Annotated in this window: 22 protein-coding genes and 1 pseudogene; 16 read left to right on the forward strand and 7 right to left on the reverse strand. The window is 59.1% G+C overall.

Going from position 1 to position 24,616, the window contains the following annotated elements:
* Window positions 1–148: 148 nt before the first annotated feature.
* From ACSQ9D_RS30080 to tnpC, 7 genes are all read left to right on the forward strand, one after another.
* Window positions 149–898, forward strand: a complete 750-nt coding sequence (locus tag ACSQ9D_RS30080) for an SDR family oxidoreductase (RefSeq protein WP_436285471.1) — start codon at window positions 149–151, stop codon at window positions 896–898.
* Window positions 899–965: 67 nt separating this feature from the next.
* A complete protein-coding gene (locus ACSQ9D_RS30085) occupies window positions 966–1,514 on the forward strand; it encodes a flavin reductase family protein (RefSeq protein ID WP_436285472.1) in 549 nt (182 codons plus the stop codon).
* Between the two features lie 62 nt (window positions 1,515–1,576).
* Window positions 1,577–1,861: a DUF1330 domain-containing protein gene (locus ACSQ9D_RS30090; RefSeq protein ID WP_436285473.1), complete on the forward strand. Its 285-nt coding sequence runs from the start codon at window positions 1,577–1,579 to the stop codon at window positions 1,859–1,861.
* Window positions 1,862–2,012: 151 nt separating this feature from the next.
* On the forward strand, window positions 2,013–2,789 hold the full coding sequence (locus tag ACSQ9D_RS30095; RefSeq protein WP_436285474.1) for a hypothetical protein: 777 nt from the start codon (window positions 2,013–2,015) through the stop codon (window positions 2,787–2,789).
* 522 nt (window positions 2,790–3,311) lie between these two features.
* A complete protein-coding gene (locus tag ACSQ9D_RS30100; protein ID WP_436282213.1) occupies window positions 3,312–3,698 on the forward strand; it encodes a transposase in 387 nt (128 codons plus the stop codon).
* Window positions 3,695–4,039 carry an IS66 family insertion sequence element accessory protein TnpB gene (gene tnpB / locus ACSQ9D_RS30105; RefSeq protein WP_003495066.1) on the forward strand — a complete coding sequence of 115 codons (345 nt, stop codon included), beginning with the start codon at window positions 3,695–3,697 and terminating at the stop codon, window positions 4,037–4,039. The genes ACSQ9D_RS30100 and tnpB overlap by 4 nt, the downstream gene beginning before the upstream one ends.
* A gap of 75 nt (window positions 4,040–4,114) precedes the next feature.
* Window positions 4,115–5,734 (forward strand): IS66 family transposase, encoded by a 1,620-nt coding sequence (gene tnpC / locus ACSQ9D_RS30110; RefSeq protein ID WP_436282212.1) that lies wholly within the window; start codon window positions 4,115–4,117, stop codon window positions 5,732–5,734.
* 195 nt (window positions 5,735–5,929) lie between these two features.
* Here tnpC and ACSQ9D_RS30115 read toward each other — a convergent pair whose 3' ends face one another.
* A complete protein-coding gene (locus tag ACSQ9D_RS30115; protein WP_436285475.1) occupies window positions 5,930–6,883 on the reverse strand; it encodes a sulfonate ABC transporter substrate-binding protein in 954 nt (317 codons plus the stop codon).
* 347 nt (window positions 6,884–7,230) lie between these two features.
* Here ACSQ9D_RS30115 and ACSQ9D_RS30120 point away from each other — a divergent pair, with 347 nt between their 5' ends.
* Entirely contained in the window at window positions 7,231–7,557 is a 327-nt protein-coding gene (locus tag ACSQ9D_RS30120) for a GYD domain-containing protein (protein ID WP_436285476.1), read from the forward strand.
* A 662-nt stretch (window positions 7,558–8,219) separates the two neighbouring features.
* Here the strand turns inward: ACSQ9D_RS30120 and ACSQ9D_RS30125 are convergent.
* Together ACSQ9D_RS30125 and ACSQ9D_RS30130 are read right to left on the reverse strand one after the other, a co-directional pair.
* Window positions 8,220–8,639, reverse strand: coding sequence for an NAD(P)H-binding protein (locus ACSQ9D_RS30125; RefSeq protein WP_436285477.1), 420 nt, complete (start codon window positions 8,637–8,639; stop codon window positions 8,220–8,222).
* Between the two features lie 103 nt (window positions 8,640–8,742).
* Window positions 8,743–9,399, reverse strand: coding sequence for an O-methyltransferase (locus ACSQ9D_RS30130; RefSeq protein WP_436285478.1), 657 nt, complete (start codon window positions 9,397–9,399; stop codon window positions 8,743–8,745).
* Between the two features lie 90 nt (window positions 9,400–9,489).
* On the opposite strand from ACSQ9D_RS30130, the gene ACSQ9D_RS30135 reads away from it, so the two are divergent.
* Window positions 9,490–10,131, forward strand: a complete 642-nt coding sequence (locus tag ACSQ9D_RS30135; RefSeq protein ID WP_436285479.1) for a TetR family transcriptional regulator — start codon at window positions 9,490–9,492, stop codon at window positions 10,129–10,131.
* A gap of 6 nt (window positions 10,132–10,137) precedes the next feature.
* Here ACSQ9D_RS30135 and ACSQ9D_RS30140 read toward each other — a convergent pair.
* From ACSQ9D_RS30140 to ACSQ9D_RS30150, 3 genes and pseudogenes are all read right to left on the reverse strand, one after another.
* Window positions 10,138–10,289: pseudogene (locus tag ACSQ9D_RS30140) on the reverse strand (type II toxin-antitoxin system VapC family toxin); the annotation flags it as partial.
* Between the two features lie 507 nt (window positions 10,290–10,796).
* Entirely contained in the window at window positions 10,797–11,708 is a 912-nt protein-coding gene (locus ACSQ9D_RS30145; protein ID WP_436285480.1) for a response regulator, read from the reverse strand.
* Window positions 11,701–15,087: a hybrid sensor histidine kinase/response regulator gene (locus ACSQ9D_RS30150; protein ID WP_436285481.1), complete on the reverse strand. Its 3,387-nt coding sequence runs from the start codon at window positions 15,085–15,087 to the stop codon at window positions 11,701–11,703. Before ACSQ9D_RS30150 ends, ACSQ9D_RS30145 begins: the two co-directional genes overlap by 8 nt.
* Before the next feature lie 217 nt (window positions 15,088–15,304).
* On the opposite strand from ACSQ9D_RS30150, the gene urtA reads away from it, so the two are divergent.
* From urtA to urtE, 5 genes are all read left to right on the forward strand, one after another.
* Window positions 15,305–16,597 carry an urea ABC transporter substrate-binding protein gene (urtA, locus tag ACSQ9D_RS30155; RefSeq protein WP_307147355.1) on the forward strand — a complete coding sequence of 431 codons (1,293 nt, stop codon included), beginning with the start codon at window positions 15,305–15,307 and terminating at the stop codon, window positions 16,595–16,597.
* A gap of 197 nt (window positions 16,598–16,794) precedes the next feature.
* On the forward strand, window positions 16,795–18,414 hold the full coding sequence (gene urtB / locus ACSQ9D_RS30160; protein ID WP_436285482.1) for an urea ABC transporter permease subunit UrtB: 1,620 nt from the start codon (window positions 16,795–16,797) through the stop codon (window positions 18,412–18,414).
* Window positions 18,411–19,574, forward strand: a complete 1,164-nt coding sequence (gene urtC / locus ACSQ9D_RS30165) for an urea ABC transporter permease subunit UrtC (RefSeq protein ID WP_436285483.1) — start codon at window positions 18,411–18,413, stop codon at window positions 19,572–19,574. Before urtB ends, urtC begins: the two co-directional genes overlap by 4 nt.
* A gap of 5 nt (window positions 19,575–19,579) precedes the next feature.
* Window positions 19,580–20,335, forward strand: coding sequence for an urea ABC transporter ATP-binding protein UrtD (urtD, locus tag ACSQ9D_RS30170; protein ID WP_436285484.1), 756 nt, complete (start codon window positions 19,580–19,582; stop codon window positions 20,333–20,335).
* A gap of 1 nt (window position 20,336) precedes the next feature.
* Window positions 20,337–21,032: an urea ABC transporter ATP-binding subunit UrtE gene (gene urtE / locus ACSQ9D_RS30175; RefSeq protein ID WP_436285485.1), complete on the forward strand. Its 696-nt coding sequence runs from the start codon at window positions 20,337–20,339 to the stop codon at window positions 21,030–21,032.
* Between the two features lie 230 nt (window positions 21,033–21,262).
* Here the strand turns inward: urtE and ACSQ9D_RS30180 are convergent, their stop codons facing one another.
* Entirely contained in the window at window positions 21,263–22,210 is a 948-nt protein-coding gene (locus tag ACSQ9D_RS30180) for an IS630 family transposase (RefSeq protein ID WP_436285486.1), read from the reverse strand.
* Window positions 22,211–23,014: 804 nt separating this feature from the next.
* Here ACSQ9D_RS30180 and ACSQ9D_RS30185 point away from each other — a divergent pair.
* Both ACSQ9D_RS30185 and ACSQ9D_RS30190 read left to right on the forward strand, forming a co-directional pair.
* The gene (locus ACSQ9D_RS30185) at window positions 23,015–24,082 is read left to right on the forward strand and encodes an IS110 family transposase (RefSeq protein WP_436283844.1); all 1,068 of its coding nucleotides are present in this window, start codon (window positions 23,015–23,017) and stop codon (window positions 24,080–24,082) included.
* Window positions 24,083–24,352: 270 nt separating this feature from the next.
* The gene (locus ACSQ9D_RS30190) at window positions 24,353–24,607 is read left to right on the forward strand and encodes a hypothetical protein (RefSeq protein ID WP_436285487.1); all 255 of its coding nucleotides are present in this window, start codon (window positions 24,353–24,355) and stop codon (window positions 24,605–24,607) included.
* The last annotated feature ends 9 nt before the right edge of the window (window positions 24,608–24,616 follow it).

The raw sequence follows: 24,616 nt of genomic DNA on the forward strand, positions 1-24,616 counted from the left end.
TTCAGCCCAGTTCTCGTTGATTTAAAGCAAGATCCCGACAGGTCTCGCAAGGTCCCGAGAGAGGGATCAAGCCCTCCCCTTTATGTTTCTCCTTGTCGAACACGACCGTCCTTTCAGCCGGAAGGGCGCCAAGACTAGGAGATAAGCTATGACGAATATCAACGGAAAGATTGCGCTGGTCACAGGTGCATCGAGTGGCATCGGCGCCGCTACCGCTTTGAAGCTTGCCGAGGCCGGCGCAAAGGTCGGCATCGCTGCCCGTCGCACCGACATGCTTGAAGATCTGAGGAGCAAGATCGCCTCGAAGGGTGGTGAAGCCCTCGTGATCGAAATGGACGTGGTTGATCCGGCCGCAGTCGAAGCCGGCGTCAAACAGCTGGTCGGGGCCTATGGTGCGATCGACATTCTCGTCAACAATGCCGGACTGATGCCGCTTTCGGATCTTGATCAATTCAAGATCGACGAATGGCACCGGATGGTCGATGTCAATGTGAAGGGCCTCCTGAACACCACGGCTGCCGTTTTGCCGCAGATGATCAAGCAGCATTCGGGCCATATCTTCAACATGTCGTCGATCGCTGGCCGCAAGGTCTTTAAGGGCCTGTCGATCTATTGCGCCACCAAGCACGCGGTAACCGCGTTCTCCGACGGTCTGCGCATGGAAGTCGGCCAGAAGCACAACATTCGGGTGACGTGCATCCAGCCAGGTGCCGTTGCAACCGAACTTTACGATCACATCAGCGACCCCGGCTATCGTCAGCAGATGGACGATCTCGCCAAGCAGATGACGTTCCTCCAGGGCGCGGACATCGCCGACACGATCGTTTACGCAGCACAGGCGCCCGCCCACGTGGACGTCGCCGAACTTTTCGTTCTGCCGGTCGAGCAGGGCTGGTAACTCCACACCAAACATCTTTTGGCTTCCCTGCATGTGTGCGGGGAAGCAACTCACGAAGGAGAGCACAGTGAAGGAGATTTCCCCTTCTCAAGCCTATCGGCTGCTCGAACCCGGCCCGATCGTTCTTGTGACGACGAGCCTCGACCGGACGCCCAATGTGATGACGATGGGTTTTCACATGATGATCCAGCATGCACCGCCGCTGATCGGTTGCGTCATCGGTCCTTGGGATCACAGCTATCAGGCGCTGAAGAAGACCGGCGAATGCGTGATTGCGATTCCAGCTGTCGATCTTGCCGAAACCGTGGTGGATATCGGAAACTGCTCCGGTGGCACAGTGGATAAGTTCGAGCGGTTCGGCTTGAGGACTTGTCCGGCAACGGATATCGCAGCGCCGCTGCTAGTGGACTGCCTCGCCAATATCGAATGCCGCGTTGTCGATCCGAGCCTCGTCGACCGCTACAATCTTTTCGTCTTCAAGGCGAAGCGGATCTGGATCGACGAAACCCGCAAGGAACAACGGACCCTTCATCATCGCGGTGACGGCAGCTTCACCGTGGATGGCGGCACGCTTGATCTTCGGGAGCGCATGGTGAAGTGGCGGCACTTGCCATAAGCCGCGTCACCACATCCGCAAGACACGCCTCTAAACTTCAAACTCATTAGATGGAGACAGTCATGTCCGCCTATCTCGTTGTCGACCTCGACATTCACGACCCTGAAGCCATCGCAGACTATCGCTCGAAGGCTCTGCCCTTGGTGGCAAAAGCTGGCGGCCGCCTCATCGCTCTCGATGACGCCCCACTCGAGCTCGAAGAATGGCAATCAACTAACATGCTGATCATCGAATTTCCGGACATGGATGCCATCCGTGGTCTCTTTGCATCCCCCGAATATGCGCCACTCGCGCACCAGCGTCAGGCTGCTGCAGGTTCGCGGATCGTTGCCTTGTGCGGCGTGTAACTGCATCCGCAAGAGAACGGCAGCGGCCTTCACGATCGCGTGCGGCAGCTTTGCCATGACCGTGGGCTTCCATCCTGGCCGACCACTTGATATCAACGCGGCGTGACATAAGTGATATGGAAAACCTATCACTAAAATCACAAGGCTCAAAATGCAGCCACTCTTCGACCACGCCATACTGATAGATGGCGTGGCTTCACCGGTGATCCCCAGCAACGATTCAAGCGCCGTCCAAGCGAAACTATCGGCTGCGATTTTTGAGGCCCTCGGTTCTTTTCGGAAAGGCAAGACTTTGAGGGTCGGAGGAACTGAGCACGAGCTACGGCGGTTCGCCAATGCAGTGGCCGAAATCGCATTCGGCGACTCCGTCATTCTGCGTCTCCACCGGAATTTATCCGCGGCCGGCAAGGAGTCGGTGAAAACTTTCGCTGACGCACTGGTCCGGGTAAGCGGTTCGGTCGAAGAGAATCGACTGGAAGCAGCGATAGGCAAGCTAGCGGAAGTGCTTTTGCCGGACGAACTCGCAGATGCGCGCGGCGTGCTTGCGGCAGACAATCTTGCGTTACGTGATCGCTTTGTCCAGGCGGTGCCTCAACTAAGTAGTATCGATGTTGGAAAGCAGTCTGGCTCCAGCGCAAAGAACAGTTACGCAACAGCAGCGCGCTGGAAGAAGAATGGCGAAATCATTTCCGTTCAGCATCGAGGCTCTGAGTTTTTCCCGGCGTTTCAGTTCCAGGACGGCCGACCGCACTCAACCATAAAGCAGGTTCTGGCGGCGCTTCCTCAATCCATGACAGCGTGGCAGAAGGCGTTGTGGTTCGTGTCTTCGAACGGCTGGCTGGAAGATGCCGTACCTATCGATCTCCTCGATAATGCGGACGCCCTGGTGGCTGCGGCCAAGAAGGAACATCAGGACGGTATTGGGTGAGGGGGAACAGTGTTCCGCCTCCACCGGCTGCATTCGCGACCGTCAATATCGCGACGATCAGCGCTGGATCAGTACTTCATCGGACGCATGCAACTGTGTCTCGTCCGGGTCAGTTCAATCCGTGCCTCGGGCAACCGACCAGATTTGCGCCATTCGCAGACGTGACCGGCACCTGTGTCCCATCGCTTTATGCGGCGACAAGCCGGGAGGCAGCCGCGTCCCCGGACCTCAAAGCCTGGGGTATCGCCCGCACGAATTTGACAGAGATACCAAAGTCGACCTATCTGAAAACGGCCTTGTGGGCGCGCAGGCTTCACAGTGCGTATCCCGATATCAAAAGCTTATTCTGGACGTCGCGCCAATGTGATCCAGAGAGCTGCCTGATCGACTTCGGAGACCGTGTCCGACAGAGCGACTTTGATGTCTTGGATTGCTTCGATGTTGCGTAAGCGCGTAGGCCACCCCACGTATCATTCGGGCTGCTGATGGGCGATTTTCTGCATGAGTCATGCGGAGAATTCTATGAGCGACAGTGTGAATCACCCTCGAACGTTTGAGGTTTTGACCGCGGAGCCCGTGCGAAGACGACGCAAGCCGCGGGACTGGTCGGATGACGAAAAGGCGCGGATCGTCGCCGCGACGCTGCAGCCTGGGGCCAATGTCTCGGCGGTTGCCCGGTCTGAAGGCTTGGATCCCTCGCAGCTTTATGGGTGGCGTCGCAAGGCACTGGCATCGGGAGTTGTTGCGCCCCTGACGGAGGGAACGGGCAAGCAGATCAAGTTCGCGCGCGTTGAAACGGTAAGCAGCGGCTCGGTGGATATTGTCATTGCAGATATGGTGGTGCGCGTCGGCGGCGATTTTGACCCCGATCACCTGGTGAAGGTTCTGCGGGCGGTTCGCAAGGCATGATCGCTTCGGGTGTGGTGGTCTATGTGTCGTGCCAGCCGGTCGACTTCCGCAAGGGGGCCGCCTCGTTGATGGCGCTGGTGCGGGATGGCGGTCTCGATCCCTTCAATGGCGCGCTTTACGTCTTCCGGTCGAAACGGGCCGATCGTATTCGTATTGTGTGGTGGGATGGCAGTGGTGTCTGCCTCTATTCGAAAACCCTGGAAGATCAAGGCTTCTGCTGGCCGGGCATATCGGCGGCACGGATACGTCTGGACCATTCTCAGCTCATGGCATTGCTGGCCGGAATGGATTGGAAAAAGATCCGCCCGACCAAGGTCAGGCGACCCTTGTTGACGGGCTGACAGCGCCTGCGGCAAGATGAATCATGCCGCTGTAATGGTTGGGAAAACGGCTGTTTTTGTGCTCTACTTATTGCCATGGATTTGCCCCCTCACGACCTGCCGGACGACGTTGACGCACTGAAAGCGATGGTCCTCGCGATGGCGCGCGAGCAGGCTGCGAAAGAAGCCCGACTGAAGGCCGCTGAAGCTGAGATCGCCCGGCTGGAGGCGGTGGAGAAGAGCGCCAACGAGCGGATTGCCAACCTCACATCGATCCTGAAGGTTCTGCAGCGCACCCAACATGGCACCCGTTCAGAACGACTGCGTCTTGGCATCAACGACGAACAGGTGTCCTTTGCCTTCGAGGAAGTTGAGACCGGTCTTTCGGCAATCCAGAGCGAGCTTGATCACGCGGCCAAAGACAAGCCGAAACGAGCAGCACGTCCGCGCAAGGGTTTTGCCGCTCATCTCGAACGCATAGAGGAAGTGATCGAGCCAGAGATCCCGGCCGGCTGCGAGGGGCTGGAAAAGGTCCTGATCGGTGAGGATCGCTCCGAACGACTGGATGTCGTGCCGCCGAAGTTCAGGGTCATCGTGACGCGTCGCCCCAAATATGCCTTCCGGGGCAACGATGGCGTGCTCCAGGCTTTGGCATCGGCACACATCATCGAAAGCGGCCTGCCGACGGAGCGGCTGCTCGCCTATATCGCCGTCTCCAAATACGCCGACGGCCTTCCGCTTTACCGGCAGGAGGCAATCTATCTACGCGACGGTGTCGAGATCAGCCGATCGTTGATGGCCCAGTGGATGGGGCATCTGGGCTTTGAGCTGCAGATATGCGCCGATTACATCCTTGAACGCGTCAAGGAGGGCGAAAGGATCTTCGCCGACGAAACCACCTTACCCACTCTTGCGCCTGGTTCGGGGAAAACGACGAAGGCCTGGCTATGGGCTTATGCTCGCGATGATCGCCCCTATGGCGGAACCAGCCCGCCGATGGTGGCCTATCGTTTTGAGGACAGCAGGGGCGCTGATTGCGTGGCGCGTCATCTCGCCGGATTCAGCGGTATCCTGCAAGTAGACGGCTACTCGGCCTATACCAATCTTGCCAAGACACGTGCCAAGGCCGGCAGCAATGAAACGATCCAACTCGCAGGGTGCTGGGCGCATCTTCGTCGCAAGTTTTACGACCTTCACATCAGCGGTGTCTCAAAGGCAGCAACGGACACGATCATCGCGATGACCGAGCTGTGGCGCATCGAGGATGAGGTCCGCGGTCGCGATGCCGACAGCCGCTCCATGCTGCGTCAGGAAAGATCTGCAACCATCGTCTCCGGCCTCTTTGATCTTTGGGAAAAGGAACTGGGTAAGGTCTCTGGCAAGTCCAAGACCGCTGACGCAATCCGCTACGCGCTCACCCGGCGCGAAGCACTGGAGCGTTTCCTGACGGACGGTCGCATCGAAATTGACTCCAATACCGTTGAGCGCGCGATCAGGCCCCAAACGATCACAAGGAAAAACAGTCTATTCGCCGGTAGTGAAGGCGGTGGACGGACGTGGGCAACACTGGCCACGCTTCTCCAGACGGCCAAAATGAACAACGTCGATCCGCTCGACTGGCTTTCCCAGACCTTGACCCGCATCGCTAAAGGCTGGCCAGTATCCGAGCTCGAGGCGCTTATGCCATGGAACTTCAAGCCTGACGCCATCGGCTAACCGCTTACGATGTTGCGACAAATCCCAATCTTCTTCTCGGGTTGAGGGGCTGGGGTAAGCGCGCAGGAATTACGATTATCTGACGGTCGTCTCCCAGCTAGCGGCTTTCAACCTTTTTCCCGAAAGTCTGCGAGTCCCGACAGAAGCGGAACTCGTTTATCTATCGGTCGACGCGACGCGTGCGGCAGCTGGGCGTCACGCCTTGCCCTTGCGGACAACGTCGGCAATCGTCACCTTCTTGGGAATGAGCTTGAGTTTGAAAAAGGTGTCGGCGATGTCCTGCTGCTGCGCGACAACGGAGTCATCCAGGTTCTTGACCCCGTAGGACTGACGCTCGAGCGCCTTGACGAGGACAGGTTCAGGGATGCCGACCGATGGTGATAACTCCGCAGCCGCAGCCGCCGTGTCGGACTTGGTCCATTGGTCAATCTCGGAAATGGCGTCGATCAAGACATCGATCGCCTGGCCGTGGCCGTCGACCAGCGCCCTGGTGCCGAGATAGAACTGGTGATTGGGAACGATTCCCTCGCCGTTTCTGAGCTCTCGCGCTTCGATCGCCACTTCCGCAGCTGCCTGGAAGGGATCCCAGATGACCCATGCATCCACCGCGCCCTTTTCGAACGCTGCGCGACCGTCGGCGGGGGCGAGGAAGGATGTCTCCACGTCCTTATAGGACAAACCAGCTTCTTCGAGCGCCTTAACGAGCAGGTAATGCACGTTCGAGCCCTTGTTGAAGGCGACCTTCTTGCCCTTCAGGTCCGCAACAGACTTTATGGGGCTATCCTTCGGGACAAGTATGGCTTCGCCGCGCGGGGCGGGCGGCTCGTGTGCGACGTAGACAAGCGGAGCGTTCGCGGCCTGGGCGAAGATCGGCGGCGTTTCGCCGGTCGATCCGAAATCGACAGCACCCGCGTTCAGGGCCTCGAGGAGCTGGGGACCGCCCGGAAACTCGGTCCATTCAACCTTGTAGTCGATGGGTTCAAGTTTCTTCTCCAGCGTCCCTTTGCCTTTGAGAAGCACCAGAGTCCCATATTTCTGGTAGCCGATACGTATGACCTTGTCAGCCGCGCGAGCCAGTCGAACATGCGTCAAAGGTGTCGCGATGGCACCTGCCACCACCGCAGTGAAAGCTCGTCTTGTGATTTTCATCATGCCCTCCGGAATAAGACGAGGCTAAATTAAAGTGTCTCTACATTTTTACTAGAATATACATGCTCCCGCGTCCGCTTCTCCGGGATTCGCTTTTTGTTCTGTCCCGACAGCGAGCAAAAAGAACTGCGCCTCATGCTGATCCGGATTTTAACGCGGGGGCCGCTTGACGATGGTCTCAAAGTCCAGGTGACCTTCACCGGCACTGGAAAAGCGCCTTTGATAACAGCATCCAAGAAGCTTTGCGAACGAAGCAGGCAGGGAGGCACCTGCCCGCACATTGGAAATGACTCGCGTTCTCCTGGGCTTGAGCGCTAACTGTGTTCTTCTGACGGAGGAGGCAAACCATGGCCCTGTATCTCACGCGCTTCAGCTACACGCCCGAGACGTGGGCGCGCATGATCGAAAACCCCGAGGATCGCCGAGAGGCGGCACGTATTTACATTGAATCCGTCGGCGGAAAGCTCCATGGGTTCTGGTACGCTTTTGGCGAGCACGATGGTTGGAATCTGTGGGAAGCGCCTGATAACGTATCGATGGCAGCTGTCGCCCTTGCTATCGGCGCAGGAGGCGCGCTCAGCTCTATTGAGACCACTGTCCTCCTCAGTGTTGACGATACGATCCAAGCTTTGGAAAAGGCGAAGTCAATTCGGTATCGTCCACCGGCAGCGTAGGCGGCGGCCCACTGTTTCCCATTCATGTTGAAGATGATTGCCTCGCGCGCAAGCTCTCTCTGAATTTCGCCGGAGGCAATAAGGTCCGCAATGGGTCCAGGCTGTGTGAAAACCTGTTCGGATGGCGGTCGTAAAGATGGAATTTCGGTCTAGCGGGTTTTGTCGGTTCGAGAAGACTATTCTCGCGAAATTTGGCCTTGTAGACCTCGGTGATCGCAGCAGTCGGCGGCAATGATGGATTTAGCACGCTGAGGATCGCCTCATGCCCGCATCGCCTCCATTAATCCGTCAACTCCCAGTATGGCCGTCACTCGCTTCATGTTGTAGGCGAGCACGTTTAGCGCCATCTCGGTGGCGACGCGTTTGTCCCCGCCACGTTGTCGGTGGAAAGAAGGTCGTGCGATTGATTCAGATTAGAGTTGACCATCGTCGCTCCTCCTATTTGCCGGGACAGGGTTGTCCCACGAGTGAATCTCGTTCGGGCTTTTGATCTTGCGCCGCCACGTTGCCGGGCGGCCTTTCGATCATCGCGTATGGTCAAGAACTTCTGCACAACGCTAAAGCTACCATACCGGTTCGCCAGCAGACGCTGCTCGACGCACTTGGTTCCTACGCCGCCCGAACGAAGCAATGGGCGCCTCGGGGTTCGCCTTTGGGAACTTTCAGTCCTTCGAGCCGGTTGTTATGTTTGAAGCTGGAGTAACGGCCATGCCCAAGAAAATTGTTGCCCCACCCAAAGGGCGAATTCCTGAAAGGCAGCCTGTCCGCCGTCCCGACGACGACGAAGCGCCAGTTGAGTCGCGTGATCGCAAACAGCCATGCCGAGACACGAGAGACACCCCGGCGCCGAACCCGAACGGCGAGTCTGTCGAGGGGCCGCAGCCTCGCTCGCCCTGAACTCGCCCGTGGTTGAAAGCGGTATGGATGACGGCGTCCGCCGTCGCCGCGGCTTTCCGCAGGATATCAATGTCATCAAGTGAACCCTGGATCACGTTGGCGCCACCGGCGACAAGATGCTCTTCCTTCGCCATTGAGCGGGCGAGGCCGGTGACGCGATGGCCGGCGCTCAAAAGGTCGTCCACGATGGCCGAGCCGACCCAGCCAGCCAGTGGCGCGTGTTACGAATACGTGCATGATGGTTCTCCGATCTCGGGGACGAGTCTTGAAGGCTGAGTAGCAGCCGATTTATCCGACCCGCATAGACAGCTCGACATCGTCCGCGAAAGGCACGGAGATGTAGCCCGACGCGGATGTACGAACATGGGCGAGGTAGTCGGGACAGTAATCGGCGTTGTCCGCGACGATCAGTGCGCCGGGTTTGAGGCGATCTTCCACGAGGTCCAGAACCTCGCGGTACAGGGACTTGGCCCCATCAAGCAGCAACACATCGATCGCCTCGGGAAGATCGGCGCTCAGGGTCTTAAGCGCATCACCCTCCCGGATTTCGACAAGGTCGATAAGGCCGCCGTCAGCCAGGTTTTGGCGCGCCCGCACGATCTTGGAGGGCTCGAACTCGCTGGTGATCAATCTCCCACCGCCATTGTCCCGCAGCGCGGCGGCAAGGTGGAGCGTCGAGATGCCGAACGATGTGCCGAATTCCACGATCGATTTTGCGCCGCAGCTGCGGGCCAGCACATAGAGCAGCGTGCCCGTCTCGCGCGACACCGGAAGCCAGAGATCCTTCATCCGCCCATACAAATCGAGATAGTCTGTCTTGCTGCGCATGAGACGCTCGCGCTCGTCGCGCGAAAGCGCGGCCATCGCCGGGCTTGATGCCGCGTCAGCTTCCTTGAACAGGCGATCGAGAAGCGGTGCGAGAGGTTCTGTCGTCAAGGTAGTCATGAAAAGCTCCGTGGCAGGAAAGCGACTTGTGTTAGGATCGAAAATACGAATAATTCGTCGCATTCGCTAATCGCATTGCCGAGCGCCCCGATGACGGATCGTCCAAGTGCCCGTATATCCTCAAGAAAACAGCCGAGGCAGGCGCGCTCGAACGAGCTTGTCCAAGCCATTTTGCAGGCTGCTGTTCAGGTTTTGGCAGAGGAGGGTGCTCAGAGGTTCACCACCGCTCGAGTGGCGGAAAAAGCCGGCGTAAGCATAGGATCGCTCTACCAGTATTTTCCCAACAAGGCCGCGATCCTTTTTCGGTTGCAAAGCGACGAGTGGCAGCAGACCACGGATCTTCTGCGGCGCATTCTCGACGACCGCACACGTTCGCCGTTTCAGCGGTTACGGACCCTCGTCCACGCCTTTATCCGGTCCGAATGCGAGGAAGCGACGGTCCGCGTCGCGCTCGATGACGCCGCCCCGCTCTATCGAGATGCGCCTGAAGCAAGAGAGGCAAAGGAAGCGGGCGATCCAATCTTCGGAAATTTCATGTTGGAAGTGCTTCCCCACAGCACCGGTACCGCCCGGAAACTGGCCGCCGACCTAATCATCACGACGATGAGCGCTGTCGGTAAGGAGTTTTCAGAGACGCCACGGAGACCGGCCGAGATAGAGGCCTATGCCGACGCCATGGCTGACATGTTCTGCGCCTACATTCGTAGCATGGTTGATAGAGGTACATCATAGAGCTCCTCACGCCGGTGCCTCCCACGGATTGATCGCAGATACGTCCGTGTCTTCGAAATCCTTGACATTGCGTGTGACCAGGATCGGCTCGTGGACGATCGCGGTCCCGGCGATCAACCCGTCGATTCACCACGCGGCCGGATCGCGGCGATGCGACCCCCCGCACACCTATTGACACATTCCCCGCGCTCCTATTGACGCTTTCCCCGCATTTCTATTAACACTTTCCCCACAAGGATTTTTCTCCCCAGGCTGAAGTGAGCCTTCATGGACGACTCTCTTACCGCGTCATTTGGAAGCCCAGCTAAAGGTTGCCCTCACATCAAATCGGTCGGCTACTTTGGAAGAAAGCATGTCATCACTTCCTGGATACCACCTTTACTATCCGAGCCGGCGACACTCGTTACATAATCGCGCTAGCCCGAACGGGCAATCCTCTGCGCATTGAAGCAAAAGAGGCAATATCCATGAAGAAAGCGAGTTCTCATCCAGGGGCAGCAAGCCACAGCAGTTGGGCTCGGCTGCATGGGCTTGAACTTTAGCTACCGCCATTCGTTAGGCAGCCGGTCTGCGCAATGTTTTCGAGTGAAACCTTGGAGCGATTGGATAGCGCGTTCGGGCGCTTTGCGGATCAATGCGGCTTTCTCCGAAGCATTCTAAGTGAATCACATCTCGTGCAGGACATGAGCGGCTTTGACGGCGGCAGAGGCGCGGTTTTCGACACCGAGCTTCACGTAGATCTGTTCGAGATGCTTGTTTACGGTGCGCGCCGAAAGGCCAAGAATCTCGCCAATGTCGCGGTTTGCCTTGCCCTTCGCAATCCATAGCAACACCTCGGATTCCCTCTGTGTCAGCGAAAAATGCCGGCGCAGCACCTCGTCGCCGGCGCGCGCATTGTTCGCCGTGAGACGAAACAGATATTCGTCAGCACCGATCGCGCCGAGGAAGGCGAGCTGAAGCACGTCTTTGCCTGCACGCGAAACGGAGATCGCGCCGTCGCGCGCCGATCCCGAGCGGGCCTTCATCCAATCGGCAATTTTGCCGACCACGGTATCCATCGCGTCGTCTCGCTCCATTGCGGCATTGACGAGGCGGGTTGCCTGTGGCGTCGACCAGTGAATGTCGCCATTGCCCTTGACCGCAAGGAGATGCCGACCGGCAGCATCGAGCGCCACTCGGGCGCTCAGCGCCGAACGCGCATTGCGGAGATGGACTCCGATGCGGGCGCGCAGCTCATCGATGTTGATCGGCTTCGTCAGGTAGTCGACGCCTCCGGATTCGAGAGCACGAACGACGTGCTCGGTCTCCGTCAGCCCGGTCATGAAGATGACGGGAATCTGGCTGATTGCTGGGTTTGCCTTCAGTTTCCTGCAGGTTTCAAAGCCATCCATGGATGGCATGACTGCATCCAGCAGTATGAGGTCGGGGGTAATGCGCTCCACGATGTTCAGCGCAGCCGATCCCGACGTTGCAATCAATACGGAGAATCCGGATTGCTCCAGAGCGTCGGTCAGGAACCCCAGTGCTTCCGGCGAGTCATCCACCAGCAGAACGATGTCGCGCGGAAGCTCAGCCAAGGGTTTCTACCTTCTTATCAAAGTGATGCAGGAAATTCATGAAGCCGTTGAGATCGAAGGCGGCAACATAAATACGGAGTTCTTCCGTAAATGGCTGATTTGCCTCCACCTTGGCAAGGTCGGCAAGCTTCGCCTCGATGCCCCTGATGTAGCCGATCTCGGCGAGCCGCAACAATTCCTGCAGATGCGCGGGTCCCGGGCTGAGCAGCGGCCGTTCATGCTTGGTGGGGGTAGGTGGGGTCGCCTCCCCATAGAGCCATTTCAAGCCCAGATGGAGCGCAAGCTTGTCACGCAGCTGCTTGATGTCGACCGGCTTGCCGATTGCATCGTTGTGACTGTCGTCGCTGTCGCGATGAGCGGCGGCATCGCCGATATTGGCTGACAACATGACGATCGGAGCGGCCTGGCCATGTGCGCGCAGGCGCGAAACGAGTTGCCATCCATTCATGCCGGGCATCAAGATATCGACGAGAAAAAGATCGGGCAGGATGCCTTCGATCAAGGTCAGGCAGTCGGCGCCGCTCGCCGCAGTCAGGACGACAAAGTCGAGAGGGACAAGAACCTCGCGCATCATTTCGCGGTGGTCTTCATTGTCGTCCACGACGACAATCGTACGACGCGGCCCGTCGTAACTGATGATCTTCTTCTCCTGTGGTGGGACGATCATTTCGCGAAGCACGGCCGAAAGCATAAGCCGAACGCGGAACACTGTTCCACGGTCCCTCTCGCTGCTCACTGAGATTTCGCCGCCGAGCGTGTTGGTCAAAAGCCGCGTGATCGTTAAGCCGAGACCGAGGCCGGGCATCGGCCGGATGCTGTCGGCCTCGCCACGCTGGAACGGCTCGTAGATGCGGCTCAAGTCCTTCTCGGAGATGCCGCGGCCTGTATCGGTGACGGTGAAGGTCGCCACCTGGCTGCGGTATCCGACGTCGAAGGTGACGCTGCCCTCGTCGGTGAACTTGATGGCGTTGGAGAGCAGGTTGACAAGAATCTGGCGCAGCCGCTTCTCGTCGGTGCGCACAAATTGCGGAAGGGCCGGCGAGCGCTCATGATGGAAGGTCAGTCCTTTGGCATGTGCCTGCGGACGGAACATGTCGACGATCTGATCCAGGAAGTCCTGGATGTTGATCTCGTTGGAATAGACCTGCAGGCGCCCGGCTTCGATCTTGGAAATATCGAGCAGCCCGTCGATAAGACCAGACAGATGCTCGGCGCTGCGGCGGATCACCTTGATCGAGGATTGCCGCGGGGCGGGGATCGTCTCGTCGCGTTCAAGGATCTGCGCGTAGCCGAGGACGGCATTGAGCGGTGTGCGCAATTCGTGACTGAGGCCGACGACGTAACGGCTCTTGGCACGGTTGGCCGCCTCTGCTGTTTCCTTGGCGGTCTGAAGGGCCGCGTCCGTCTTCTTGTGGGCAGCGATTTCCTTCAGCAGCAGCGTGTTCTGCCGCGAGGATTCCTCCTCGGCCACGACCCGGCTGTCATGGGCAAGCACATAGAACCAGCACACGACACCGGCGATGACCGCAAAGACGAAGAAGACGACCAGGATGGTGCGGTTGACCACCTCGGCAGTTTCCGGCGAAGCCGCGGAGACTTGATGGGCAATCATCGCCAGGATGGCGCCGACGGCAGTGAGCGCCAGCACGACGGCGATGCCGTAGCGGCCAAGGCGGGTGGTCAGCTTCTCGACGACGGTCTCAGGCAGCACTGCCTTGGCGACCGTGCCGATCTGGGCATTCAAGCGTGCCTTCGGCTTGCACATATCGTGGCAACGGCTGTCGAGCGAACAGCAGAGCGAGCAGATCGGTGCCGCGTAGGCCGGGCACCAAGCCATGTCCTCTGGCTCGAAGGGATGCTCGCAGACGGAGCAGGTGATGTTGGCCAGGTTCTTCCAGCTGTGGCGCGGCTTGCGCGCGAGGTAGAACTTGCCCTTCGTACCCCAGGCGATCAGCGGCGAGGCAATCAGCGCGACAACGAGACTGATGTAGGGCGCCAGCGACGCGGCGATGGAGCCGAAGACGCCGAAATGCGCAATCAACGCGATGCCGGCCGACAGCGTCATGGCGCCAAGGCCGACCGGGTTGATATCGTAGAGGTGGGCGCGCTTGAATTCGATGCCGGGAGGGGCGAGGCCAAGCGGCTTGTTGATGAAGAGATCGGCGGAGATCGTGCAAAGCCATGCCATGGCGATAATCGAAAAGATGCCCAGCGTCTCCTCGAGCAGCCTGTAGATGCCAAGCTCCATCAGAAGAAGCGCAATCGCCACGTTGAAAATGAGCCAGATGACGCGGCCAGGATGGCTATGCGTCAGGCGTGAGAAGAAGTTCGACCAGGCGAGCGATCCGGCATAGGCGTTCATCACATTGATCTTCAGCTGCGAGACCACCACGAAGGCGGCCATCAGCAGCAATGCGGCATTGTGCCAGGGGATCATGTAGCCGAAGGCCGTCAGGTACATCTGTGCCGGATCGGCGGCGCGATCGACCGGTACGCCCGAGGCGAAGGTCAGCACGACCAGAAAGGAGCCCGCAAGCAGCTTCGGTGCCCCGATGATCACCCAGCCTGGACCAGCAAGGAAGACGGCCAGGCGATGGCGCCAGTTGCGTTGCTTTTCCGGCGGCAGGAAGCGGAGGAAGTCGGCCTGCTCGCCGATCTGCGACATCAGCGCTAGAATGACAGCAGAGGCGGCGCCGAACTCTACGAGATCGAAGGACGCGACAGTGCCCGGGGGGCCGGAGGCATGGCGGATGCCAGCAAAGGCCCGCCAGAGATCGAACTTCTCCCAGTCCATCACGGCAATGAAAATGAAGGGAAGAACGTTGAGCACGATCCAGAACGGCTGTGTGAGCAGTTGAAACCGGCTGATAAGGCGGACGCCGTGCGTTACCAGCGGAATGACCATGACGGCGCTGATGATGTAGCCAATCCAGAGCGGGATGCCGAGCGTCAGCTCCAGCGCACCCGACATGATCGAGGCTTCGATGGCAAACAGCATGAAGGTGAAGCTCGCATAGATCAGCGAGGTGATGGTCGAGCCGATATAGCCGAAGCTCGCACCGCGCGTCAGCAGATCGATGTCGACGCCGTGGCGGATCGCATAGCGGCTGATGGGCAGGCCAATCGCCAGCATGGCGATCGAGGCGACGAGGATCGCGTAGAAGGCGTTGGTCGTGCCGTAAGACAGCGTAATTGCGCCGCCGATGGCCTCAAGCGCCAGGAAGGAAATCGCTCCGATTGCGGTCTGCGAAATACGCTGGGAGGAGAATTGCCGTGCGCTCTTCGCAGTAAAGCGCAGCGCGTAGTCTTCGAGCGTCTGGTTCGCGACCCAGCGATTGTATTCGCGCCTGACTGGAATGATGCGTTGCCGCGCTGCCATACGTTCGTGCCAGACCCTTTGTTCCCCTTGTCATGCGTTCGTAACACGGAACGACACAGGGCTTAAGAGTGTGCTGCAACGCAAAACTGCACATTTCGCCCCGTCTACTACGTCATATTACGTATACGCTTTCGCAGTGCAGCACCGGATAGTCCCTTAAGCAACAGTTAACTTCCGTTTTCGGTCTGTTGTCGAACAAGAAGAGGGGATCAACCAGATGAATCTCAAGTCCTATATCACGGGCGCCGCACTCGGCGCCGTCATGTCGGCGACAGCCGCATTCCATGGAGCCGTTGCGGCTGACGACACCATCAAGGTCGGCGTGCTTCATTCGCTGTCCGGCACGATGGCGATTTCCGAAACGACGCTGAAAGACGCCATGCTGATGCTCATCGACGAGCAGAACAAGAAGGGCGGCCTTCTCGGCAAGAAGCTCGAAGCGGTCGTCGTCGATCCGGCTTCCGACTGGCCGCTGTTTGCCGAAAAGGCACGCGAGCTGATCGAAAAGGACAAGGTCGCGGCCGTCTTTGGCTGCTGGACCTCGTCGTCGCGCAAGTCGGTTCTGCCGGTTTTCGAAGAACTGAACTCGATTCTCTTCTACCCGGTCCAGTACGAGGGTGAAGAGTCCTCGCGCAACATCTTCTACACTGGTGCTGCTCCGAACCAGCAGGCTATCCCGGCTGTCGACTACCTGATGGAAAAGGAAGGCGTTAAGCGCTTCGTTCTCGAAGGCACCGACTACGTCTATCCGCGCACCACCAACAAGATCCTGGAAGCCTACCTGATCGCCAAGGGCATTCCGAAGGAAGACATCATCATCAACTACACGCCGTTCGGCTTCTCCGATTGGCAGACCGAGGTTTCCAAGATCAAGGAATTCGGCGCTGCCGGCAAGAAGACCGCCGTCGTCTCCACCATCAACGGTGACGCCAACGTTCCGTTCTACAAGGAACTCGGCAACCAGGGCGTCAAGGCAACCGACATCCCGGTCGTCGCCTTCTCGGTCGGCGAAGAAGAACTTGCCGGTCTCGACACCAAGCCGCTCGTCGGCCACCTCGCCGCCTGGAACTACTTCGAGTCGGTCGAAAGCCCGGCCAACAAGAAGTTCATCAAGGAATGGCACGCGTTCACCAAGAACGACAAGCGCGTGACCAACGACCCGATGGAAGCTGCCTATATCGGCTTCAACGCGTGGGTTAAGGCCGTCCAGGCTGCCGGCACGACCGACACGGACAAGGTGCTCGACACCATTATCGGCACCACGGTTCCGAACCTGTCGGGCGGCTATGCGACCGTCATGCCGAACCACCACATCACCAAGCCGGTTCTCATTGGTGAAATCCAGGGCAACGGACAGTTCGAAATCGTCCAGCAGACACCAGCAGTCGTCGGCGACGAATGGTCCGACTACCTGCCGGACTCCAAGGACCTGATCTCCGATTGGCGCAAGCCCATGAACTGCGGCAACTTCAACGTTGCCACGGGCAAGTGCGGCGGCAAGGGCTCCTGAGTGACTCCCACTCCGTCACTCTGAGTGCCTGAAGACTTCCGCCCGGTCTCTCCTGTCCGGGCGGAAGGTCCATCTGCAAAGCGCTGCATGGACGCTTCGGACGGCAAAGCGGTCCCTGCATTGCATCGATGCCGACTTGAAGACTGATTTCTCCCGATTGCGCCGGAAGGCCAACGATAACCGAGGCAAGAAAGCCGATGTGTCGCGCCATCAAGATTCTGCTTCTGACGCTTTGCCTGGCAATGCCGGCCTTTGCGACGGTGCTCAAGGCACAGGAAGACATTCACCCCCTGATCGATGCGCTCGGCGTCGGTGACTTCCCGGAACGCGAGGCTGCCATCAGGGCGCTCGTCGCCTCTGGGGATTCCCACGTCAGCAAGATCCTGCAGCAGCTCAGCGACGGCCAGCTTTTTGTAAATTCCGAAAGTGGTGGCCCGGTTCTCTTGCAGGGCGGTACGGAGGATGAGCCGACCTATTCCGACCCGATCAGCGGCGAAGCAGTCGCCGACGTCGATCCGGACTACATGTCCAAGGTCAAGATCAACAATTCGCTTCGCGGCGTCATCAGCACGGCGATGAGCCAGCTGACCCTGCTGAGCCCTGATCGAGATGCGCGGCTCGCAGCAGCCCAAGGCTTGCTCAGAGACGCGGACCCCTCGAACCTTGATCTCCTGAATTCCGCGCTGGCGGAAGAGAAGGACCTCGAGGTCAAGAACACGATGGAGGCCGCCCGTGCGGTGATGACGTTGAAAAGCGACGTCAGCGCCGAGGACAAGAAAGCCGCCGTCGATACGATTGCCGACCGCGGAGGGCGCAACGCTCTGACCATCCTGACAACCGCGATGGCAACGGCGCCTGAGGAACTCAAGGTCGAGATTCAAGCCCATATCAATTCGATCAATCGTAGTCTTGCCCTATGGGATGTCGTTCAGAACATCTGGTATGGCTTGTCGCTCGGCTCGGTGCTTCTGCTTGCTGCGATCGGTCTTGCCATTACCTTCGGCGTCATGGGCGTGATCAACATGGCGCATGGCGAGATGGTGATGATCGGCGCCTATACGACCTATGTCGTCCAGGAGTACATCGCCTCCGCATTTCCGGGGCTCGCCACGTATTCGCTTGCCTTTGCCGTTCCTGCGGCCTTCGTGTTTACCGGCTTCGTCGGTCTGGTGATCGAGCGCCTCGTCATCCGCTACCTCTACGGCCGGCCGCTCGAGACGCTCTTGGCGACGTGGGGCGTGTCACTGATCCTGCAGCAGGCCGTTCGTTCCGTCTTCGGTCCGACTAACCGCGAAGTTCGCAATCCGAGCTGGATGTCCGGCGCCTTCGAACTCGGCGGTCTGTCGATCACCTGGAACCGCCTCTGGATCATCGTCTTCTCGATGGCCGTCTTCGTGACACTGTTCATGCTGCTGAAGCGTTCCGCCTTCGGTCTGCAGATGCGCGCTGTTACGCAAAACCGTCGCATGGCATCTTCGATGGGCATCCGCACCGGCTGGGTCGATGCCTTCACCTTTGCGCTCGGCTCCGGCATTGCCGGCATGGCGGGGGTGGCGCTCTCACAGATCGACAACGTCTCGCCGAACCTCGGCCAGAGCTACATCATCGACAGCTTCATGGTCGTGGTCTTCGGCGGTGTCGGCAATCTATGGGGTACGCTCGTCGGCGCGCTGTCGCTCGGTGTCGTCAACAAGTTCCTCGAGCCCTTCGCCGGTGCCGTGCTCGGCAAGATCCTGGTGCTCGTCCTCATCATTCTCTTCATCCAGAAGCGTCCGCGTGGGCTCTTCGCACTCAAAGGAAGGGCGGTGGAAGCATGATTACGGCCTTCCTTCTCCGGTCTCTCGATCGCAAGATCGTCATTGCGCTCGTTCTTCTTCTGGCAATCGCCGTCCTGGTGCCCGTTCTGAACCTGATGACGGCGCCGACGAACCCGCTGCACATCCCCACCTACATCATGGCGCTGTTCGGCAAATACCTGACCTACGCGCTGTTGGCGCTGGCACTCGATCTTGTCTGGGGGTTCTGCGGCATCCTCTCGCTTGGCCACGGCGCCTTCTTTGCGCTTGGCGGCTATGCGATGGGAATGTACCTGATGCGGCAGATCGGCTCGCGCGGCGTCTATGGCGACCCGATCCTGCCCGACTTCATGGTGTTCCTGAACTGGAAGGACCTTCCCTGGTTCTGGTACGGCTTCAACCACTTCTGGTTCGCTGCGATCATGGTGCTCTTGGTACCCGGGCTGCTTGCCTTCGTTTTCGGCTGGTTCGCCTTCCGCAGCAGGGTCAATGGCGTCTATCTCTCGATCATCACCCAGGCGATGACCTACGCCCTGCTACTTGCCTTCTTCCGCAACGACATGGGTTTCGGCGGCAACAACGGCATGACCGATTTCAAGGAAATCCTCGGCTACAACGTGCAGGCGGACGGAACGCGTGCAGCACTCTTTGCTGCAACCGCGATCTTCCTGGCGCTGTCGCTGATGCTGGCGTCCGCAATCGTGCGCTCGAAGTTCGGCAAGGTTCTGGTCGGCGTTCGCGATGCGGAAAGCCGTACCCGCTTCCTCGGCTACCGCGTCGAGCATTTCAAGCTCTTCACTTTTGTCGTCTCGGCAATGATGGCAGGCATAGCAGGTGCCCTCTACGTGCCGCAGGTCGGCATTATCAATCCCGGCGAATTCGCGCCGGCCAATTCGATCGAAGTCGTCATCTGGACGGCTGTCGGCGGTCGCTCGACGCTGATCGGGCCGATCATCGGCGCCATCCTTGTCAACGGCGGCAAGACGATTTTCACGGGTCTCTTCCCTGAGTTCTGGCTGTTTGCGCTCGGTGGCCTGTTTGTTGCGGTCACCGTGTTCCTGCCCAAGGGCATCGTCGGCACGCTGGCGCAGTTTCTGGGCAAGCGCAAACGGCTCCCCGCTGATGCGTCGCCTGCCAAGCAGGAAGACGGCGTTGACGCAAAAATCCAGGCCGCGGAGTGAGCGCCATGATCCCCGATGTCAAACCCAACAGCGTTCTCTATCTCAACAACGTCTCGGTTTCCTTCGACGGCTTCAAGGCACTGAACGCGCTCTCGATCGTGATCGAGCCGGGCGAGTTGCGCGCGATCATCGGCCCGAACGGTGCCGGCAAGACGACGATGATGGATATCATCACCGGCAAGACGCGCCCCGACGCCGGCGAAGTCTATTTCAACGGCCAGACAGACTTGACGAAGCTTGATGAGGCCGACATCGCCCAGCTCGGCATCGGCCGTAAATTCCAGAAGCCGACGGTTTTCGAAAGCCACACCGTCTGGGACAATCTCGAGCTGGCACTGAACCGCAAACGCGGTGTCTTCCCAACGCTGTTCTATCGGCTGTCTGCCGATGACCGCGCCCGCATCGATGAAATCCTGGCGACGGTGCGGCTCACGCATCGTCGGGACGATCCTGCGGCCAATCTCTCGCATGGGCAGAAGCAGTGGCTGGAGATCGGCATGCTGCTGGCACAGGAGCCGAAGCTGCTTCTCGTCGACGAGCCGGTGGCCGGGATGACCGATGCGGAAACATCTGAGACGGCCATCCTGCTCAAGGAGATCGCCAAGACCCGCTCCGTCGTTGTCGTCGAGCACGACATGGGCTTCATTCGCGACCTTGGCGTCAAGGTCACGTGTCTTGCGGAAGGCTCCGTGCTGGCCGAGGGATCAATCGATTTCGTGAGCTCCGATCCGAAGGTGATCGAAAACTATCTGGGGCGCTGAGATGCTGACAGTCGAGAATGCGAACCTCCATTATGGCGCAGCACAGGCGCTGCGTGGGATCTCCATCAAGGCGGAGACGGGAAAGATTACGTGTGTGCTGGGGCGGAACGGCGTGGGGAAGAGCTCTCTTCTTCGCGCCGTTACCGGCCAGCACCCCCTATCTGCCGGGGCGGTGACCTTCAACGACGTCAAGCTCAATGGGTTGCCGCCCTACGCCCGTGCCAAACAGGGGATCGGCTACGTGCCGCAGGGGCGCGAGATATTCCCGCTGCTGACGGTCAAGGAAAACCTGGAGACGGGCTTTGCGCCGCTTTCGCGCCGTGACAAAAACATCCCCGACGACATCTTCAGCCTGTTTCCGGTGCTGCAATCGATGCTGGGGCGGCGCGGCGGCGACCTGTCAGGAGGGCAGCAGCAGCAACTGGCGATCGGCCGGGCGATGGTGACGCGGCCGAAAATTCTGGTTCTCGACGAACCGACGGAAGGTATCCAGCCCTCGATCATCAAGGATATCGGTCGGGCGATCCGCTATCTGCGCGACAGCACCGGCATGGCTATCCTGCTGGTCGAGCAGTACCTCGATTTCTGCCGCGAGCTTGCAGACTACGTCTACATCATGGATCGCGGCGAGATCGTTCACGAGGGGCTGGCCGAAACGCTGGATACGCCGGAGGCGCGTCGCCATCTGACTGTTTGAGTTGGTGACGAGGGTCAGGCACATGTCGCTTCTAGCGGCAGCTTCCGAGCGGCGCGTTCTCGCCCGGCGTAGGCCGTACGACCTGTCTGCGCGGCACAGGAGTTGCTTGCGTTCAATCGTTTGCTGACTTCCGAGAGGAAGGTCCCATCAGGGGGCAAGGCGGACTAATAGAGAATATTCCGAGCCGCGAAAGCGACCTCGTTCGATCCGAGCCACGCCCTTAGAGCATTTCATGTTTTGACGGCAACATAGCCAGCATTCTCGAGATAGTTGGCGCATTCGTCGGGTTTGATTGTTTCAACGAGCCTGCCGATGGACCGCCAGGTATCGTCGATGGTCCGCTTTTGTGCGTTGCGCATCCAATGCTTGATCTTCGAAAAGGCTTGCTCGATCGGATTGAGGTCCGGTGAATAGGGCGGCAGGAACCAGAGCCGTGCACCGGCGGCTTTGATAGCCTGACGGATTGTCGCGGACTTGTGGCTGCCGAGATTGTCCATGATGACGATGTCGCCTGGCTTGAGGACGGGGACCAACTGCTGCTCGACATAGGCGCGAAAGCATTGGCCGTTGATCGGTCCATCGAAGACGCAAGGCGCTGTCAGCCGGTCGTTCCTCAAGGCACCGAGGAATGTCAGCGTGCGCCAGTGACCGTGCGGCGCGAACGCCCGCAGACGCCTGCCTTTCGGTCCCCAGCCCCTGATGGGTGTCATGTTAGTCTTGATCCAGGTCTCGTCGTTGAAGACAAGGCGTCCCGGATCGAGATGCCGTTGCAAGGTCTTCCATCGCTCTCTTCTGCGGGCGACATCGGCGCGGGCCTGCTCAAGGGCGAACAGCGTTTTTTTGAAGCGCAGCCCTTCGCTGCGGATGAACTCCCAGACGGTATTGTGGGAGACGGCAATGCCTCGCGACGCCAATTCGGCTTTCAGGCCATGCAGCGTCAGATGCGGGTTCTGCTCGAGCCGCTCGGCAATGAAACCACGATGCGGCTCCAGAATGCGTTTGCGATGGCCGCCCATCTTGCCGGGACGAACCGATCCGGTCGCGCGGTGGCGCTGGGACCACTTCACCACCGAAGACGCGGCCACCTCAAAACGGGCAGCCACGGCACGGACACTTTCGCCGTTCAGGACGGCTGCAACAACACGCTCACGAAGATCATTCGATAACGGTGCGGTCATGTGATGCTGGCCTCCATCCAGCCAGCATCAAATGAATCAGAACAAATCTGATTTGGGAATCCGACACGATTCAGAAAAACGCGGAAACGCTCTAGTCGGCTCCGTATTCAGTCAAGGCCTTTCGAAACGTCTGAATGCGCTCATTGAGCGAGATGATCTCTTCCACTGTCATCCCGGAGCGCTGCAGCAGGTGTCCGTCAGACATGCCGTTCGCGATCGCAGAGCCTTTCCGCTGTCGGTCAGATGCACGCCGACTTGCCGTTCATCGCGCGTGCTGCGATTTCCGGCATCGCCGACCGGCTGGCCCTCGAACCCAGCACCATCACCGTTGGCGAACGACCAGTCCCGCATGTTCCAGGCGCTTGACCAACGGGTCGTTTGACCGTCCCCTTCCCAGAGCACGCTGAGGACGAGGTATTGCGGATGGGTGATGCCCAAAGAGAACGGCTACTGGCATAGCCGCGACGCTGTGATTTTATCTCACAGGAACAGAGTTTCCCAGGGCCTAGCGCGACCTTTTTCAAGGCTGCGTGCCCGAGATTGCGGGCCTGTCGCTGAGATGTTCAGCGCACGAAGCGAATTCTTGGGCGGTGGCTGCAGTCCGTCTCATGGCCTGGAAGCTTGCTTGTTTCGAACAATCGCCTGCGTTGCCGGCCTCGCTTCAAGGAGCTGGCATGAAAGAGGCCGCGGCCGCTGAGAGAACGGATCACCGAGATGCAGTGGATGATCGAGGGACAGTCACACTTCCAGCCTTTCGGCTTATCCTATTGGGGTTTTGCAAATCTCAATAAGGGAGTTGGAAGCATGACTGCCTCTTATGATTACCATATCGGCGTGGACTACCACAAATCCTATAGCCACCTGGTGGTGCAGGATTCGGCAGGCAAAACGCTGCGCTCTGGCCGTGTTAAGAACGACCGTCAGTCGCTCGGCGGGTTTCTCGAACGCTACCGCGAGAACAGCCACGCGGTTGTCGAGGCGACCCGCAACTGGATGGTGATGTACGACTGGCTCGACGACATTTGCGATGATGTCGTTCTCGCCCATCCCTTGAAGGTCAAGGCGATTGCCGACGCCAAGATCAAGACCGACAAGATCGATGCGACGGTGCTGGCGCATCTGCTCAGAGCCGATCTGGTACCGGAGGCCTGGGCACCCAGCGAGAGATCGCGAGACCTTCGCGTCGCGCTGCGCGAGCGGATGTTTTACGTGCGGCTGCGCACGATGACCAAAAACCGCATCGTCACGGTATTTGATCGCTATCCGGAGCAGACGGCGCAGCTGAAGAAGCTCGGCGATCTGTTCGGCAGGGCCGGCCGCATCCAGCTGGCTCAAGTGAACGTCTCAGAGATCGACCGCATCCAGATCAATCGTGGCCTCGAATTCATCGGCGACATCGACGTGCGCATCAAACAGTCGGAAGCAACGATCCGGGCAATGACCAAGGCCAATGCCAATGTGAAGCTGTTGAAGACGATCCCCGGCATCGGCGAGTTCTTTGCCCGATTGATCGACGCGGAGATCGACGACATAGCGCGGTTCAGTAACCCGAAGAAGCTCGCCGCCTATGCCGGGCTGGTGCCCTCGACCTATTCCTCCGGCGGCAAGACCTTTCACGGCAAGATCATCAAGCAGGGCAACAAGTGGCTGCGCTGGGCCTTTGTTGAAGCCGTCACCCCTGCCATCGCCAGCGATGCGCAGCTTCGCGCCCAGTATGAACACCTGAAGTTCAGAGGAGTGAACAAGGCGCGTGTTGCGATCGCGCGCAAGCTTTTGACGATCGCCTTCCAGATCCTGCGTGACCAGCGCGCCTATCAGCCGCGCGGCACGAGCCCCAGGAAAGGCGCGTCGATGATATCCCGGTTGTCCTGATCGGTTTCTAGCGAGCCCGGCAGGACTGGGCTGCGCTCATCAAGGAGAATGGGAAACCGGGAGCCGAACGCCACCCTGTGACCGAAGCCAGAAGCGGCATTAGGGCACGCATTGGAGAATGGTTCGAGAACCGCAGGACGGAAACATTCTGTCCCGCGGAAAGGAAGACTTGGCCGATCGGCGAGAACGCCGGTCAAAACGAAACCGAACCCAAGGAAAGCCGCTAATTGAAGGCGTTTTGCCCCTTGCGTTCTTTCATTGGAGTATCCGATGACCTCTCTTTTCACGCCCATCTCGGTTGGCAGCATCCAGCTCTCCCATCGCATCGTCGCCGCAAGCATGTTTCATGATCACGGTCCGGCCAACAAGTATGGTCTCGCATCCTGCTGGATCTACCGCCGCTACGACCAGGAAGGCTTCGGCGCTACCATGCATCCTGGAGAAATGCCCAAGTATGACTTCCGCTTCGACAGCATGGCGGATCTGGCGAAGGCGCACCAGGAAGACTTGAGGAAGCAAGGTTAATCATTTTTG

The organism is Rhizobium sp. LjRoot258 (assembly GCF_964254185.1).
Taxonomy (GTDB): domain Bacteria; phylum Pseudomonadota; class Alphaproteobacteria; order Rhizobiales; family Rhizobiaceae; genus Rhizobium.

Excerpts from the sequence above, each read along its gene's own strand:
- ACSQ9D_RS30080 (WP_436285471.1), top strand. The coding sequence starts at position 149 with ATGACGAATATCAACGGAAAGATTGCGCTGGTCACAGGTGCATCGAGT.
- ACSQ9D_RS30090 (WP_436285473.1), top strand. The coding sequence starts at position 1,577 with ATGTCCGCCTATCTCGTTGTCGACCTCGACATTCACGACCCTGAAGCC.
- ACSQ9D_RS30095 (WP_436285474.1), top strand. The coding sequence starts at position 2,013 with ATGCAGCCACTCTTCGACCACGCCATACTGATAGATGGCGTGGCTTCA.
- ACSQ9D_RS30100 (WP_436282213.1), top strand. The coding sequence starts at position 3,312 with ATGAGCGACAGTGTGAATCACCCTCGAACGTTTGAGGTTTTGACCGCG.
- tnpB (WP_003495066.1), top strand. The coding sequence starts at position 3,695 with ATGATCGCTTCGGGTGTGGTGGTCTATGTGTCGTGCCAGCCGGTCGAC.
- tnpC (WP_436282212.1), top strand. The coding sequence starts at position 4,115 with ATGGATTTGCCCCCTCACGACCTGCCGGACGACGTTGACGCACTGAAA.
- ACSQ9D_RS30115 (WP_436285475.1), bottom strand. The coding sequence starts at position 6,883 with ATGAAAATCACAAGACGAGCTTTCACTGCGGTGGTGGCAGGTGCCATC.
- ACSQ9D_RS30120 (WP_436285476.1), top strand. The coding sequence starts at position 7,231 with ATGGCCCTGTATCTCACGCGCTTCAGCTACACGCCCGAGACGTGGGCG.
- ACSQ9D_RS30130 (WP_436285478.1), bottom strand. The coding sequence starts at position 9,399 with ATGACTACCTTGACGACAGAACCTCTCGCACCGCTTCTCGATCGCCTG.
- ACSQ9D_RS30135 (WP_436285479.1), top strand. The coding sequence starts at position 9,490 with ATGACGGATCGTCCAAGTGCCCGTATATCCTCAAGAAAACAGCCGAGG.
- ACSQ9D_RS30150 (WP_436285481.1), bottom strand. The coding sequence starts at position 15,087 with ATGGCAGCGCGGCAACGCATCATTCCAGTCAGGCGCGAATACAATCGC.
- urtA (WP_307147355.1), top strand. The coding sequence starts at position 15,305 with ATGAATCTCAAGTCCTATATCACGGGCGCCGCACTCGGCGCCGTCATG.
- urtB (WP_436285482.1), top strand. The coding sequence starts at position 16,795 with ATGTGTCGCGCCATCAAGATTCTGCTTCTGACGCTTTGCCTGGCAATG.
- urtC (WP_436285483.1), top strand. The coding sequence starts at position 18,411 with ATGATTACGGCCTTCCTTCTCCGGTCTCTCGATCGCAAGATCGTCATT.
- urtD (WP_436285484.1), top strand. The coding sequence starts at position 19,580 with ATGATCCCCGATGTCAAACCCAACAGCGTTCTCTATCTCAACAACGTC.
- urtE (WP_436285485.1), top strand. The coding sequence starts at position 20,337 with ATGCTGACAGTCGAGAATGCGAACCTCCATTATGGCGCAGCACAGGCG.
- ACSQ9D_RS30180 (WP_436285486.1), bottom strand. The coding sequence starts at position 22,210 with ATGACCGCACCGTTATCGAATGATCTTCGTGAGCGTGTTGTTGCAGCC.
- ACSQ9D_RS30185 (WP_436283844.1), top strand. The coding sequence starts at position 23,015 with ATGACTGCCTCTTATGATTACCATATCGGCGTGGACTACCACAAATCC.
- ACSQ9D_RS30190 (WP_436285487.1), top strand. The coding sequence starts at position 24,353 with ATGACCTCTCTTTTCACGCCCATCTCGGTTGGCAGCATCCAGCTCTCC.